At 35.1% G+C, this 14,722-nt stretch carries 13 protein-coding genes; all 13 read left to right on the top strand.

The window, feature by feature from the left end; all coding sequences use genetic code 11:
* Positions 1-6 precede the first annotated feature (6 nt).
* Entirely contained in the window at positions 7-2,259 is a 2,253-nt protein-coding gene (locus L3049_RS12410; protein ID WP_275110139.1) for an alginate lyase family protein, read from the top strand.
* Between the two features lie 42 nt (positions 2,260-2,301).
* A complete protein-coding gene (locus tag L3049_RS12415) occupies positions 2,302-4,614 on the top strand; it encodes a chondroitinase-B domain-containing protein (protein ID WP_275110140.1) in 2,313 nt (770 codons plus the stop codon).
* Positions 4,615-4,711: 97 nt separating this feature from the next.
* Positions 4,712-5,086: a cupin domain-containing protein gene (locus L3049_RS12420; protein ID WP_275110141.1), complete on the top strand. Its 375-nt coding sequence runs from the start codon at positions 4,712-4,714 to the stop codon at positions 5,084-5,086.
* A gap of 36 nt (positions 5,087-5,122) precedes the next feature.
* The gene (locus L3049_RS12425) at positions 5,123-6,409 is read left to right on the top strand and encodes an MFS transporter (protein ID WP_275110142.1); all 1,287 of its coding nucleotides are present in this window, start codon (positions 5,123-5,125) and stop codon (positions 6,407-6,409) included.
* A 45-nt stretch (positions 6,410-6,454) separates the two neighbouring features.
* Positions 6,455-7,216, top strand: coding sequence for an SDR family NAD(P)-dependent oxidoreductase (locus L3049_RS12430; protein ID WP_275110143.1), 762 nt, complete (start codon positions 6,455-6,457; stop codon positions 7,214-7,216).
* A gap of 104 nt (positions 7,217-7,320) precedes the next feature.
* Positions 7,321-8,358, top strand: a complete 1,038-nt coding sequence (locus tag L3049_RS12435) for a sugar kinase (RefSeq protein WP_275110144.1) — start codon at positions 7,321-7,323, stop codon at positions 8,356-8,358.
* Positions 8,359-8,434: 76 nt separating this feature from the next.
* Positions 8,435-9,112, top strand: coding sequence for a bifunctional 4-hydroxy-2-oxoglutarate aldolase/2-dehydro-3-deoxy-phosphogluconate aldolase (locus L3049_RS12440; RefSeq protein WP_275110145.1), 678 nt, complete (start codon positions 8,435-8,437; stop codon positions 9,110-9,112).
* Positions 9,113-9,412: 300 nt separating this feature from the next.
* The gene (locus L3049_RS12445; protein WP_275110146.1) at positions 9,413-10,120 is read left to right on the top strand and encodes a FadR/GntR family transcriptional regulator; all 708 of its coding nucleotides are present in this window, start codon (positions 9,413-9,415) and stop codon (positions 10,118-10,120) included.
* A gap of 261 nt (positions 10,121-10,381) precedes the next feature.
* A complete protein-coding gene (locus L3049_RS12450; RefSeq protein ID WP_275110147.1) occupies positions 10,382-11,131 on the top strand; it encodes a sulfite exporter TauE/SafE family protein in 750 nt (249 codons plus the stop codon).
* A gap of 31 nt (positions 11,132-11,162) precedes the next feature.
* Positions 11,163-12,194 (top strand): sugar kinase, encoded by a 1,032-nt coding sequence (locus L3049_RS12455; protein ID WP_275110148.1) that lies wholly within the window; start codon positions 11,163-11,165, stop codon positions 12,192-12,194.
* A 216-nt stretch (positions 12,195-12,410) separates the two neighbouring features.
* Positions 12,411-13,265: a helix-turn-helix domain-containing protein gene (locus tag L3049_RS12460; protein ID WP_275110149.1), complete on the top strand. Its 855-nt coding sequence runs from the start codon at positions 12,411-12,413 to the stop codon at positions 13,263-13,265.
* Positions 13,266-13,356: 91 nt separating this feature from the next.
* Positions 13,357-13,863, top strand: a complete 507-nt coding sequence (locus L3049_RS12465) for an anthrone oxygenase family protein (protein ID WP_275110150.1) — start codon at positions 13,357-13,359, stop codon at positions 13,861-13,863.
* Positions 13,864-13,886: 23 nt separating this feature from the next.
* Entirely contained in the window at positions 13,887-14,720 is an 834-nt protein-coding gene (locus L3049_RS12470; RefSeq protein WP_275110151.1) for an NmrA family NAD(P)-binding protein, read from the top strand.
* Positions 14,721-14,722: the final 2 nt, after the last annotated feature.

Raw genomic sequence — 14,722 nt, forward strand, 5'->3', positions numbered from 1 at the left:
TAGATCATGAGTAAATTGAAAATATATATTCTATTAGTAGTGTTTGTTGCGATAAGCAGTTGTGCTGTTTCTCAATCACATCCTAAGTTAATTTTAACTCAGAAGGGTGTGACTGAAATCAGAGCACAATTGAATCAATTACCAGTGCTTCAATCTTCAGTTCAAAAGGCTGTAAGTTTTGTTGAGGAGGAAATGGAAAAGGGAATTGATGTACCAGTGCCAAAAGATATGGCTGGTGGATATACTCACAATCGTCACAAGAAAAACTTTTTGGTGATGCAAAAAGCAGGAGTTCTTTTTCAAATTACTGAAGAAGAAAAATACGCTGTTTTTGTTCGTGATATGTTACTATCATACGCAAAAATGTATCCTACTTTAGGATTGCATCCTGCAAACAGATCATACGCACCAGGTAAAATATTCTGGCAGAATTTAAATGATGCAAACTGGTTGGTTTATACAAGTCAAGCTTATGATTGTATCTACGATTGGTTGTCATTAAAAGAAAGAAAAAAATTAGAGAAAGATCTTTTCCGTCCTTTCGCAGATCATTTATCTGTTGATTCGCCACAATTCTATAATCGCGTTCACAACCATAGTACTTGGGGAAATGCTGCGGTTGGAATGATTGGTTTAGTAATGGATGATCAGGAATTGATTGATCGAGCCTTTTATGGTTTGAAATCAGATAATATAAAAGCAGATCAGAAGGATAATGATGGTGGATTGATTAAAATGCAAGGTGACGGTAAAGCCGGTTTCTTTGCGCAATTAGACCATTTGTTCTCACCTGACGGATATTATACCGAAGGACCATATTACCAACGTTACGCCATGTATCCTTTTGTGATGTTTGCTGAAGCGATTGAAAATTGTAAGCCTGAAGTAAAAATATTTGACTATCGCGATGGTCTTTTGCTTAAAGCAGTGGAAACTTTATTGAACCTTACCGATGTGAACGGTTTGTTCTTCCCAATTAATGATGCTCAAAAAGGAATGTCGTACTTGTCTAGAGAATTGGTTTCTTCTGTAAATATCGTTTATCATTTTGGTGGTAAAGATTCAGGATTGTTATCGGTTGCCGAAAAACAAGGACAGGTAATGTTAGATGATACCGGTTTATCTGTAGCGAAGGCAATAAAAGAAGGAAAGAAAACAAATTATAAAAAAAGATCTGCAAATTATAAAGATGGCGCTTTAGGAACAGAAGGAGCTTTGGGAATTCTTCGCGCTGGTGAAGGTGATAAGGAAGTTTGTTTGGTCATGAAAAATACTTCTCAAGGAATGGGACATGGTCATTTCGATAAATTGTCGTTCTCCTTATACGATAATATGGGCGAAGTATTGCCTGATTATGGTTGTGCAAGATATGTGAATATCGAGCAAAAATTTGGTGGCGGATACCTGAAAGAAAACAATACATGGGCAAAACAAACAGTAGCTCACAATACACTTGTAGTTAATGGAGAATCTCATTTTGGAGGAAGTACCGATACAGGAAATAAATTTCATTCTGATCCTTTTGTATTTGATGCTACGAATGAAAATATTCAGATTGTTAGTGCAAAAGAATTGAATGCTTATCCAGGAGTGGAAATGCACAGAACTCTTGCTTTAATTACTAATGAAAATTTTGAAAAGCCTCTGTTATTAGACGTTTTTCGTGCAACATCAGATAAGGAGAATCAATACGAATTACCATATAATTTCTTTGGTCAGTTGTTATCCACAAACTATAAATACGAGCTGCCTGAGGTATTAAAGCCAATGGGTGATGCTCATGGTTATCAGCATTTGCGATTAGAAGCAGAAGGACAATCAGAAACAAATAATGCGAAACTAACATGGTTTGTAAATGATCGTTTTTATTCCATTACAAGTTTTGTGAGTACCGATGATAAATTACAATTGGTACGTTCTGGTGCTAACGATCCGAAGTTTAACCTTCGCAGAGATCCTGCTTTTTTCATTAAGAAAAATCCACAGAAAAATGCGCTGTTTGTTTCAGTAGTAGAAGCACACGGAAAATATGATAGAGTAACTGAATTTGCTGATAATGCTTTTAGCAGCATTTCGAAAGTTGATGTTTTAGTGGACTCGGAAGATTATACAGCAGTCTCTTTTCAAGATAAAAAGGAGAACAGTTGGATGTTGATTCTTGCAAATAAAGATGCTAGCAAAGGAGCTAAGCATGAATTGCAGATTAATGGAGCAGATTTCAAATGGAATGGAGCTTTTCACTTTGTTCTGTCCAAATAATAAAGAAAGCAAAACGAATTCAAATATATAAAAGGAAAAAACATGAAATTGTTTAAAACTCTCACATTACTTTTATTTACTAGCCTTATTCTTACGTCTTGTGGAAATAAGGTGGAAAATATGGTGAAAAATATGGCTGAGTTAAAATCAGCTATTGATGATGCTCAACCAGGAGATGTTATTGTAATGTCGAATGGTACTTGGACAGATGTTGAAATAGATTTTAAAGCCAATGGTTTGGTCGATAAACCTATTGTTTTAAAAGCAGAAACTCCTGGGCAAGTTTTTATTGAGGGACAGTCATTTTTAAAAATAGCTGGTCAGTTTCTTGAGGTACACGATTTATACTTTCGAAACGGTTATACACCTATTAATGCTGTTATTCAGTTTAAAAGCGACAAAAAGAATGCAGCCTACGATTGTAAAGTAGTTGGTTGTGTTATTGAGAATTTTACGCAATTAGATAGAACCAAAAAAGATCATTGGGTTGAATTTTGGGGACAGCGCAATCAGCTTTTATCATGCTATATAGCTGGAAAATCTAATAATGGACCAACAGTTAGAGCTGAATTAAAAGGAAATCAACATGCAAATTGTCACCACCTTATAGCTAATAACTATTTTGGGCCACGCCCAAGAAGGGGAGGCCCTCGAGGAGAAACCATGCAATTAGGCGATAGTTACACATCAATGGTTCCTTCATATATAGAAGTTCGCGATAACTTTTTAGACAGATGTAATGGTGAGGTTGAGGTTATTTCAAGTAAAACGAATTTCAATAAATTCGTCAATAATGTTTTCTATAAGTGCGAAGGATCACTTGTTTTAAGACATGGTAATTATGCGACTATTGATTCCAACTGGTTTATTGGTGATGATAATTCTGATAACATTGGTGGAGTAAGAGTAATTAATACAGGTCATTGGATTACCAATAATTATTTCTACAATTTAAAAGGAAACGAGTTTCGCAGTGCGATTGCTATAATGAATGGGATTCCAAAATCACCATTAAACAGATACAATCAGGTTACTGATGTAGTAATTGCTTATAATAGTTGGGTAGATTGTATTACTCCATTGCAGTTTAGTGTAGGTTCTAATGTCAACAAGAGCGATGTTTTACCTAAGTCTGAGATTAGATCAGCACTTCCAATTCGAACTACAGTTGCTAATAACGTTATATATAACAGTAAAACGGTAAGTAAAGATATCGTAAAGTATTATGACACTCCAGGCGATGTTGATTTTCAGTGTAATCATGTGAGTGAAACGAATGATGTAAAAGGTTTTGATGGGTTTCTGATTTCAGAAATGAATGCTATTAGTGATGAAACAAGTATTCCATTTGTTGAGGTAGCTGATCCGAATGCTAAGCTGTTCGATGGGTTTGATTTTGCTAAAATCAAGAACGATATTTTTTCTAATAATCGTGATGCTAATCATGCAGGAGCAATTTGTGCTGTTAAGGATGTAAAATACAATGTTCTTAATATGGATAAGTATGGACCATCTTGGTTTGTAGCTTCAAAGGGTAATGCAAATGCAAAGCGTGTAACTGTTAAAACGAGTGAGGAACTTTATACTTCATTTGAAAAAGCAAATAGTGGAGATACGATCCTTATAGACGCTGATGTATTGACGCTGAGTAAAAATATTGAAGTAACCAAAAGTGTAGTTGTTGCATCTGCAAATAAAGATCAGCAGGTAAGACTGCAATTTACATCAACAGATCAAGCACCAGCTTTTGAATTAGGACCAGGTGTTGATATTAATTTACAACACCTAATTGTTGAAGGAACAAAAACGCTAAACTGTTTTGAACCTAATGCGAAAGACATGTCTATTGCTGCAAATGTATTTGTTGATAATTGCACTTTAAGTGGATTTCATTCCATCTATAGATCTAAAAAAGGTTCGTTTACAGATACTTTAAAAGTGGTTAATTCAGTAATGAAAAACTTGGTAGATGGATTCATTTTTGATTCTGAAACGGATGATAAAGGAGACTATAATGCAGAGTTTTTGATATTTGAGAACAACCAGATAAGTGACGTTGAGAATGTGTTTGTTGACTATCATAGAGGTGGTTATGATGAGTCTACCATAGGCGGAAACTTTGTATTCAATAATAATGTGGTGAAAAGATCAGGAAAGCTTGGCTCTAATGCAATTCTACTGAAAACTAATGGAATTGTTAATGTTCAGATTTTGAACAACGAGTTTACTTCAATTAAATCTGGATTCGTTGCTAGGTTGTGGGGTGAGAAAAATAATGTGGAAAGTGGAAATACAATTAAAGGAAAGTCAAAAATTGTAACAGATGAATTTGTGACCCAAAAATTAATGTACTAACACTCAAGTGATAAAATTAAAAATCTTTAAATAATAAGATTGGGAGAGAGGTTGATCCTCTTATTAAATAAAATATTTACTAAAAAAATAGCTAATCATGGGAAATCAAAACGAAAGACAAAAATACTTTACGTCTAAAGAGATGAAATGGGAAGATCTTGGAGGTGGAGTTCAACGCCAGTTTTTAGGCTACGATAACCAGATTATGATGGTGAAAGTGAAATTTGAAAAAGGTGCTCTTGGTGCGCCGCATGAGCATTTTCATACACAATCTACTTATTGTGCAAGTGGTAAATTCGAATTTACTATTGATGGTGTCGTAAAGATAGTAGAGGCTGGAGATGGAGTTTATATTTCTCCTAATTTATTGCACTCTGCAACCTGTTTGGAAGAAGGAATTTTGATAGATGTATTCAGTCCAGTTCGTGAAGATTTCTTAGATGGTAGTGGCGTTTCCTACTTTGGAAAATAAGATGATAATCTTGAATAAAAACTAAATAAAAAGAAGATGAAGTTAAAAGGTTTAAGATGGTTGATTATTGGGCTTATATTTTTAGCTACAGTTATCAATTATATCGATAGAAGTGCTCTAGCCATCATGTGGGGTAATGAAAATGTTGATGGCTCAATTTCTCAGTCGTTAGGTTTAACCAAAGATCACTACAGCTATATATTAAACATATTTATGGTAGCCTACGCTTTAGGGCAGTTGTTTACCGGTAAGATTTTTGATAAAGTAGGTACTCGTATTGGATATGTATTATCAATTGGTGTGTGGGGACTTTCTTCTTTCTTACATTCAACGGTACGTGGATTTCTATCCATTAGTATATTCCGTAGTTTATTGGGGTTTTCAGAAGCAGGAAACTGGCCAGGAGGTGTTAAAAGTAATGCTGAATGGTTTCCAATTAAAGAAAGAGCTATTGCACAAGGATTATTTAATGCAGGAGCATCTATTGGTTCTGTAATTGCACCACCATTTATTGCAGCTTTATTCGTTGCCTTTGGATGGAGAATTACATTTATGGTTGTTGGTTCTTTTGGAATGATTTGGATTATTCCTTGGTTATTAATTAACAAAGCAGGGCCTAAAAAACACCCTTGGATTACGGAAGAAGAGCAAAAGTATATTATCGAAGGTCAAAGTATAGCTGACCAAAATGCAACAGAAGAAACAAAAGGAAAAAGCTTAAAAGAAATTCTTTCGCATAAAGAGTCTTGGGCAATTGTTATTGGTCGTTTCTTTTTAGAGCCAATTTGGTGGTTATTTGTTGGTTGGATGCCAATTTACCTATTTGATGTGTACGGATTCAACGTAAAAGAAGTAGGTATGTTTGCTTGGGTACCTTATGTAGGTGCTGCCATTGGTAGTATTGCTGGAGGTTATGTTTCAGGTAAAATTATTGCCAAAACAAATTCAATAGATAAAGGTAGGAAAACAACCATTTTAATTGGTGGTGTTATCATGCTGTTCGGATTAATAGCTACTGTGTTGTTTGCAGATTCGGCAGAAGCATTTGTTGCAATTGTATTCTTTGTATTGTTTGGATTTCAGTTTGCAATTAGTAATGTACAAACATTACCAAGTGACTTTTTTAGTGGTAAATCAGTAGGATCATTAGCTGGTCTTGGTGGAATGGTAGGAGTATTCTCAGTAATTGTAATGAACTTCTTAATTCCTATAGTTGCAGAAGTTTCCTATACGCCAATATTTATTGCAATAGCAGTTTTTGTACCACTAGGCGTTGGAGCAATTTATTACTTCGCAAGAAATATACAATCAGTAGAAAAGTAAAGAGATCAATTAAAAATATTACAATAACATTTAAATAAAATTATTATGTCAGTAGAAGGAAAAGTAGCTGTCGTTACAGGTGCAACCGGAGGAATTGGTTTCCAAGTAGCAAAAAGATTAGGTAAAGATGGATACACCGTAGTTTTAAACGGCATAGAGGATGAAGCTGGAGCTAAAAGAGTAGAAGAGCTTACTGCAGAGGGAATTACGGCAGAGTATTATGGGTTTGATGTTACAAGCGATGACGCTGTAACTGCGAATATTAATAAAATCGGAGAGAAATACGGTAAAATTGATCTACTGGTAAACAATGCAGGTGGATTAGGTGGAAGATCTAGATTTGAAGAAATGACAACTGAATTTTACAGATTTGTTATGGCTTTAAACCTTGATTCAGTATTTTTTGCTTCAAGAGCGGCTATTCCTTTCCTTAAAAAAGGAGAAAATGCTTCCATCATAAATTATACTTCAAATGCAGGTTGGAATGCAGGTGGACCAGGAGCTGGTATTTATGGAACATCTAAAGCAGGAGTTCATGCAATTACAAGAGCATTAGCAAAAGATTTAGCTGAATATGGAATTAGAGTGAATGCAGTATCTCCTGGTACAATTGATACTCCATTCCACGCCCAAATTAAAGCAACTAAGCCAGAAGTATTTGCTTCTTGGAAAAATAATATCATGTTAGGAAGAATAGGTCAGCCAGAAGAAGTTGCTTCAGTTGTATCTTTCTTAGCAAGTGATAATGCATCATTCATTACAGCTGAAACGATCCAGATTGGTGGAGGTCAAGCTTTAGGAATTTAAGAGGTTAGTATTTTCATAAAACCTTTGGTTAGCAGGTTCCGGGGAGTTGTATTATTCCCAATCGCTCTCCGGAATTTTGTTTTAATTTTTACAATCAAAATAATATGAGTCAAAGAGTTATTAGTTTCGGAGAAATCATGTTGCGTTTATCTACGCCTGGATATCAAAGATTCAATCAAGTTTCTGAGTTTGTTGCAACTTACGGAGGAGGAGAAGCTAATGTCGCAGTTTCTTTAGCAAATTATGGTATTAAATCAGAATTTGTAACTCGTTTGCCACAAAATGATATTGGCAGAACATGTGCCATGGAATTACGAAAGTATGGTGTTGGAATCGATCAAATTATATACGGTGGTGATCGTTTGGGTATTTACTTTTTGGAAACAGGAGCCGTTAGTCGTGGTTCTAAAGTTGTATACGATCGAGCTCATTCTGCCATTTCCGAAATTGAATTGGGAATGATCGACTGGAACAAAGTTTTTGAAGGAGCTAATTGGTTCCACTGGACTGGAATTACACCAGCTATTTCTCAGGGAGCAGCAGATGTTTGCCTTGAGGCAATTAAAGCGGCAAATGAAAGAGGGATTACCGTTTCTTGTGACTTAAATTATCGTAAAAACCTTTGGAATTACGGAAAAACAGCTGGAGAAATTATGCCTGCATTAGTTGCTGGTACTGATATTGTTTTGGGTAATGAGGAAGATGCAGAGAAAGTCTTAGGTGTTAAGCCCAAAGGTGTTGATGTGACAGGTGGTCGTGTTGATGCTGACGCATACCTTTCCGTTTCGAAACAAATTATGAAGCAATTTCCACGTTGTAAGAAAGTAATTACCACTTTAAGAGGTTCTATTAATGCCAATCACAATTCATGGTCAGGTGTGCTTTGGGATGGAAAAACTCTTTTTGAGTCTCCAACATACCAAATTACGCATATTGTTGATAGAGTAGGTGGAGGTGATTCATTTATGGGAGGATTAATTTACGGATTACTAACCTGGCCAGAAGATGATCAAAAAGCATTGAATTTTGCAGTTGCTGCTTCATGTCTTAAGCATACCATTTTTGGTGATTTTAATCAGGTGGGAGTAGACGAAGTAGAAAAATTAATGGACGGTGATGCTTCAGGAAGAGTAGCACGTTAAAAATATAATTATCGCGTGTCAGGTTACAAATTTACCGTAAAGTAGCCTGATATGCGACTTTTAAAATACACGAAAAATGGCACAGTTTTCTCGAATTGAGGTTGCATTAAAGATGGAAGAAACGGGTATTGTTCCTGTTTTCTTTCACAAAGATATTGAGATTTGTAAAAAAGTTGTAAAAGCTTGTTACGATGGAGGAATTCGAGTTTTTGAATTCACAAATCGAGGCGATTTTGCTCATGAAGTGTTTGCTGAATTGATTAAATGGTCAATTCTTAATACTCCAGAGATGATTCTGGGTATTGGTTCTATTGTGGATCCAGGTACAACATCCTTGTACATTCAATTGGGAGCAAATTTTGTCGTTTCTCCAGTATTAAATCCAGAAATGGCAAAAGTTTGTAATCGAAGAAAAATATTATGGTCGCCTGGTTGTGGAAGCTTAAGCGATATTAGTTATGCTGAAGAGTTAGGCGCTGAGGTTTGTAAAATATTCCCAGGTTCTTCTGTGGGAGGCCCTGATTTTGTAAAAGCGATAAAAGGTCCTTGTCCTTGGTCTTCAATAATGCCTACAGGTGGTGTTACTCCAGATGAAGAGAACCTTACAGAATGGATCAAATCAGGTGTAACTTGTGTAGGAATGGGTTCTCAATTGATTGGTAAGGATATTATTGAGAATGATCGTTACGAGGAACTAACTCAAACTTCAAAGCGAGCATTAAAGCTTGTTAGGGAATTAAAAAAGGAAAAATAGAAGTACAGTAGTGTGTGTAGGGAAAGGCAGAAGCATTTGTTTTAATTGTACTTTAATAATATAATGGTAGACCAATTGGTAAAACTTATGTTGTGTTTGGAATATTAGGTTAGTGATTTGTTGGTTTTATTTTTGGTTTATTGAAGTTATTAAAATGCTATAAACAATGTTTCTACCTTGTTTTTGTGAGCTATATAGGTAATTGTCTTTGTAGAAGTTTGCAAACAGGTGAAAAGTAACTAGTTTTGTCCTACCAATAGTATACTTGCTATTGTAGAAGATGAAATAATAGTTAATTGTATGGACTTATTAGATAATTTTAAGACGATCGAGGTGGAAACACCTGTTGATAAAATTATTCGTCAGATTAGAGGTTTAATTGTTTCGGGATATTTAAATCCTGGGGATAAATTACCTTCAGAACGAAAGCTCTCAGAAAAGCTTGGGGTCGGCAGAACCTATATCAGAGATGCGATCAAAAAATTAGAGTTTTTTGGAATATTGACGACACATCCACAATCGGGTGTTGTGGTTAACGGCACCAATATTTCAGCTATGGAAGGTCTATTTTCTAATATCATGAAAATAGAACGACCAGATTTCTTTTCTTTAGTTGAGACTAGAGTGAACATGGAGATATTCTCTGTACGATCAGCTGCAGAAAGAAGAACGGAAGAAGATTTAGAAGCATTAGAAAAAGCATTAGAAGCATATGAAGATAAGGCTAGAGATAACCTACCTGCTGAAAATGAAGATTTTCTATTTCATTTAAAGATTGCTGAAGCTAGTCACAATGCAGTTGTGAAAACCATGATGTTGATCATTTTACCAGATATCTTAGCGATTTATCGAAAAGAGAACGTTTGTGGAAAAGAAGTGATGGAGGGAACCTCCCGAGAACATAGAGCTATTTTGGATGCTGTAATAGAGCGAGATGCTGATAAAGCTGCCTTATTAATGACGAAACATTTGCATAAGGTATTAGAGTTTAGTAAAAGAATATTGTAGTAAGATAGTGCGTGAAAGCGCACTAATTTCTAATTGATGAAATGATTCCCATACAGATTATTTCGCCAATCATCACCTTCCTTATTAACAGAATCAAGAATTTACTTGGTCTAACTAATTGTGTACTCTAAGATGAAAGAAAGACTTCGTTTTGAGGAGTATTTCTTATTGCCCCTTTGAGAAAGTCAGACTTGTATTTAATTAATTGATAATTGTTTGATGCAGATGTGAAATCTGTATTTCAAATGCAAAGGGTGAACTATGGATTTATTGGAACCAATTTTTATTGTGGTAGCGGGTGTTTTTGCAGGATTTTTAAATGTTGTCGCCGGAGGAGGATCATTAATAACCTTGCCACTTCTTATTTTTTTAGGATTACCTCCAACCATTGCCAATGGAACCAACAGAATTGCCATTTTGGCTCAAAATAGTTTTTCCGTTGCAAAATTTAATCAAAAGGGTATAAGTTCTTATCCCTATAGTATTTATTTGGGAATATCTGCCTTAATCGGATCAACCATAGGTGCTCTTCTTGTTGTTGATATTGATGAAGAACTGTTTAAACGAATTCTTGCTGTTGTTATGGTTTGTGTGGCTGCTTTAATTCTTTTTAATAGCAAAGCTGCAGAAATCGCAAAGGGTGAAAGAATGGAATTTAAAAACCAAATGTGGGGTGTAATCAGTTTTTTTTTTATTGGTATTTATGGCGGATTTTTACACGCAGGTATTGGGTTTATTATCATTCTGGCACTTACTAAAATAAATGGTTTTTCTTTGGTGAAAACCAACAGTATTAAGGTGACTGTAGCTTTAGTTTATACCATTGCGGCGGTTGGTGTTTTTATTTATAAAGATGCCATCGATTGGAAATATGCGCTAATTCTTGCAGTAGGAAACTCTATAGGAGGATATTTAGGAACGGTGTTTTCTGTAAATAAAGGGGATAAGTGGATCAAAAGAATTTTGTTAGTAACCATATTGGTTTTAGCGGTAAAGTTGTGGTTTTACTAACCGTTTTAAATAAATCTTCAGTTTCAAAACAATGAATAAAAAAGTAATCACTTTCGGAGAAATTATGTTGCGACTAGCAACGCCTGGCTACAAACGCTTTTCACAAACAGACATTTTTGCTGGTACTTTTGGCGGAGGTGAAGTGAATGTTTCTGTATCATTGGCAAATTATGGGATTCCAACTGCCTATATAACCAGATTGCCGGATAATGATATTGGTAAATCCTGTAAAGAGACGCTAAATGAATGTGGTGTAGACACCAGTCATATTGTTTTTGGAGGAGAGCGCATGGGAATCTATTACCTGGAGACAGGAGCAGTAGCCAGAGGCTCTAAAGTGGTTTACGATCGAGCTCATTCAGCTTTTACAAGTATGAAAAAGGGGATGATCGATTGGGAAGAGATATTTCAAGATGCTAGTTGGTTTCATTGGACTGGGATTACTCCAGCCATATCTTCAGGTGCAACTGAGGTATTGGAAGAAGCTTTAATAAAAGCCAATGAAATGGGAATTACCGTTTCTTGTGATGTAAATTATCGAAGCAAGTTGTGGAAAGAAGGAAATAAAGTTGAAGAGGTAATGCCTCGTCTTATTGCTAAAACAAATGTGCTGATTGGAAATGAATTTGATGCTGAGAAGGTATTGGGTGTTCAAAGTAATCTGCCTCCTAATGTAGAATATTCTAAGTTTACTTTTGGCTTGGTTGCAAAACAATTGATGCAGAAATATCCGAGACTTAAAAAGGTGATTACCACACGTAGAGGAACCATTAGTGCGAATCACAATACTTGGGTGGGGATTTTATTCGATGGGAAGCAGGTTTTGGAATCAGCAACTTACCAAATGACACACATTGTTGATCGAGTAGGAGGAGGTGATGCTTTAATGGCGGGATTAATTTATGGATTTATTAACTGGCCAAATGACGATCAAATAACGATTGATTTTGCGGTTGCTGCCTCTTTTTTAAAACATACGATTTCAGGAGATGCAAATGATGTTAGTGTAGAAGAGGTAAAAGAATTAATGAAAGGAAATACAACGGGTAAGATTGATTGGTAATATTAGTTTAGTATGCTTAATTAAGCAATGAAAAGGATTGTAGTAGCGTTTTTATTTGTCGGTAATAATGCTTCTAGAATCCTTTTTTTTTATCTAATTCGATTGAGAAGAATATTATTCAAAATAAAAGCTTTTTTATCTAAAATGTACTTCGATTCACATGATCTAATACTTAAGATAGAATTCTAATAATATTTGTAGCTTTGAGATTAAGCTATGGTTCGAGATATAATAGATATAAATGATTTCACAATTTTGGTGGAAACGGGTCATTCAGAGAAATCAACGGTTGATTCCTGTTACTTTGATGAACCTTTGGTTGCGGTGGCATTTTATGGATCCGGCAATGTGGATCTATGCGTAAAATATGGAGATAAGGAAAAAGACTTTAATTATACCAAGGGATTAGCCTTATCATTTTATGCAAATGAAAAAGTGGAATTTATCCACACCGTTTCTGCTTTAAAGTCCTTAGAATGTATCGTAATTGCAACATCAATAAAAGCAATAGAAAAACTTCCGAACCATGAGGGTGAGTTATTTGGAGAAATGCTTAATGAGTTGGTTAATCCTTCAGATCATTATGTAGAAGGTCCTAGTTTTATTATGACTCCTGAAATGCAAGCAATTGTAGATTCCATATTTAATATTCAATATACTGGTAAAACAAAAATGATGTTTTTTCGAAGCCAGATTACTGCGCTGCTCTCTCATTTTTTTGGACAATTAGCAAACTTGAAAGCGAAGGATATAAAAATGCCCGAACGCGAAAAACTAAATCAAGCGAAAGACATTTTATTGAATAACCTTGATAATCCTCCATCTCTGAGTGAAATATCTCGACAAATTGGCTTGAATACTTTTAAATTAAAAAAGAACTTTAAAGAAGTATTTGGTGTACCTGTATTTAAATACCTCCAAAACGAGCGTCTTACATTAGCACATAAAATGATTCGAAATCAGGAAGCAACAGTTCAGGAAGCTGCTTGGCACGTGGGATATGATAGTCTCAGTTCATTTTCGAATGCTTTTGAAAAAAAGTTTGGTTATCGACCAAGTCAAATTAAATAAATAACTTTTCGAACAAATCTTTATACCTCCTCAACAAGTTCTATTTCCATATGATGAGCAACTTTGTTATATCATATAAAAGGAAATATTCATGGAACTTACATTGAAATTTACAAGTCTGGTTTTAGCCATTCTCTTTACCGGAATTTCGGCTGGTTTATGCTTTACATGGTCAAATGCTGTAAGTCCAGGAATTGGGAAGTTAAATAATTTAGGGTTTCTACAATCCTTTCAACAGATGAATAGAACAATAATAAACCCTGCCTTTATTGTTGTGTTCTTTGGTCCATTTTTAATAAATCTCCTGAATTTGTATTTATTTAAAAGTAGCTCAAATACTCTTGTTTGGTTGTTAGCAGTCGCTACGATAATTTATTTTATTGGTGTTGTGCTGATCACAATTCTTGGTAATGTCCCATTAAATGAAATGCTGGATAAAACTGACTTAAGCACTGCTAATATGGATCAGTTAAAAAGCTTAAGAGGACATTTTGAAGTTAAATGGAATCGCTTGCATTTAATCAGAACCTTGGCTTCTACAATTTCATTTCTACTATTAATACTTAGTCTTTCACTAATTAATCAATATAATATCTAGAGTTTTAAATAATACACTATAAAATGGAAAATAAAAGTCGAATTTTAGTAATAGGAGGAACTGGTAAAACAGGACGAAAGGTAGTGCAGAAGTTAGACTCATTAAATCAAAATGTAAGAGTTGGATCGCGAAATGCAAGTCCATCGTTTGAATGGGAGAATCCTGATACATGGTCTCTTGCCATGGATGGAATAGACAAGATGTATGTGGTTTTTTATCCAGATTTAGCTGTGCCAGGATCTTTGGAAGCTATAGAAGGTATAACCAAACAAGCTAAAAGAAGTGGAGTCAAGAAAATTGTTTTGCTTTCAGGAAAAGGGGAACGTGAAGCTGAGCTCTGTGAACAAGTAGTCGTTCATTCAGGAATTGATTATACGATTGTACGTGCTAGCTGGTTTATGCAAAATTTTAGTGAGAGTTTTTTCTTAGAGCCTATTCTTGATGGATTTGTAGCCTTACCACAAGCCGAAGTAAAAGTACCCTATGTAGATACTGATGATATTGCAGATGTTGTGGTTGAAGCCTTATTGCACGAAAAACATAATGGACAAACATATCAGCTCACAGGTTCCAAACAACTTACATTCAAAGAAGTGATGGAAGAGATTTCACTTGTGACCGGAAAAGAAATTGCTTTTACTCCAATTTCCCTTTCAGCGTATAAAGCAGCAATGGAGCAACAAGGTATTCCGGCCGATTATATTTGGCTCATTAATTATTTGTTCTCCGAGGTTCTTGGAAATCCTACTAATTCTGAACTCTCAAATGATATAGAGAAGGTTTTGGGGAGAAAGCCTAAAAAATTTTCAGAATATGTTCGAGAAACAGTAGCAACAGGAATCTGGATGCAGCAATAGAT

The organism is Labilibaculum sp. DW002 (genome assembly GCF_029029525.1).
GTDB classification, from domain to species: Bacteria; Bacteroidota; Bacteroidia; order Bacteroidales; family Marinifilaceae; genus Paralabilibaculum; species Paralabilibaculum antarcticum.

What these genes read in the sequence shown, in the direction of transcription:
- L3049_RS12410 (WP_275110139.1), top strand. Translation starts at nt 7, where the DNA reads ATGAGTAAATTGAAAATATATATTCTATTAGTAGTGTTTGTTGCGATA.
- L3049_RS12415 (WP_275110140.1), top strand. Translation starts at nt 2,302, where the DNA reads ATGAAATTGTTTAAAACTCTCACATTACTTTTATTTACTAGCCTTATT.
- L3049_RS12420 (WP_275110141.1), top strand. Translation starts at nt 4,712, where the DNA reads ATGGGAAATCAAAACGAAAGACAAAAATACTTTACGTCTAAAGAGATG.
- L3049_RS12425 (WP_275110142.1), top strand. Translation starts at nt 5,123, where the DNA reads ATGAAGTTAAAAGGTTTAAGATGGTTGATTATTGGGCTTATATTTTTA.
- L3049_RS12430 (WP_275110143.1), top strand. Translation starts at nt 6,455, where the DNA reads ATGTCAGTAGAAGGAAAAGTAGCTGTCGTTACAGGTGCAACCGGAGGA.
- L3049_RS12435 (WP_275110144.1), top strand. Translation starts at nt 7,321, where the DNA reads ATGAGTCAAAGAGTTATTAGTTTCGGAGAAATCATGTTGCGTTTATCT.
- L3049_RS12440 (WP_275110145.1), top strand. Translation starts at nt 8,435, where the DNA reads ATGGCACAGTTTTCTCGAATTGAGGTTGCATTAAAGATGGAAGAAACG.
- L3049_RS12445 (WP_275110146.1), top strand. Translation starts at nt 9,413, where the DNA reads ATGGACTTATTAGATAATTTTAAGACGATCGAGGTGGAAACACCTGTT.
- L3049_RS12450 (WP_275110147.1), top strand. Translation starts at nt 10,382, where the DNA reads ATGGATTTATTGGAACCAATTTTTATTGTGGTAGCGGGTGTTTTTGCA.
- L3049_RS12455 (WP_275110148.1), top strand. Translation starts at nt 11,163, where the DNA reads ATGAATAAAAAAGTAATCACTTTCGGAGAAATTATGTTGCGACTAGCA.
- L3049_RS12460 (WP_275110149.1), top strand. Translation starts at nt 12,411, where the DNA reads ATGGTTCGAGATATAATAGATATAAATGATTTCACAATTTTGGTGGAA.
- L3049_RS12465 (WP_275110150.1), top strand. Translation starts at nt 13,357, where the DNA reads ATGGAACTTACATTGAAATTTACAAGTCTGGTTTTAGCCATTCTCTTT.
- L3049_RS12470 (WP_275110151.1), top strand. Translation starts at nt 13,887, where the DNA reads ATGGAAAATAAAAGTCGAATTTTAGTAATAGGAGGAACTGGTAAAACA.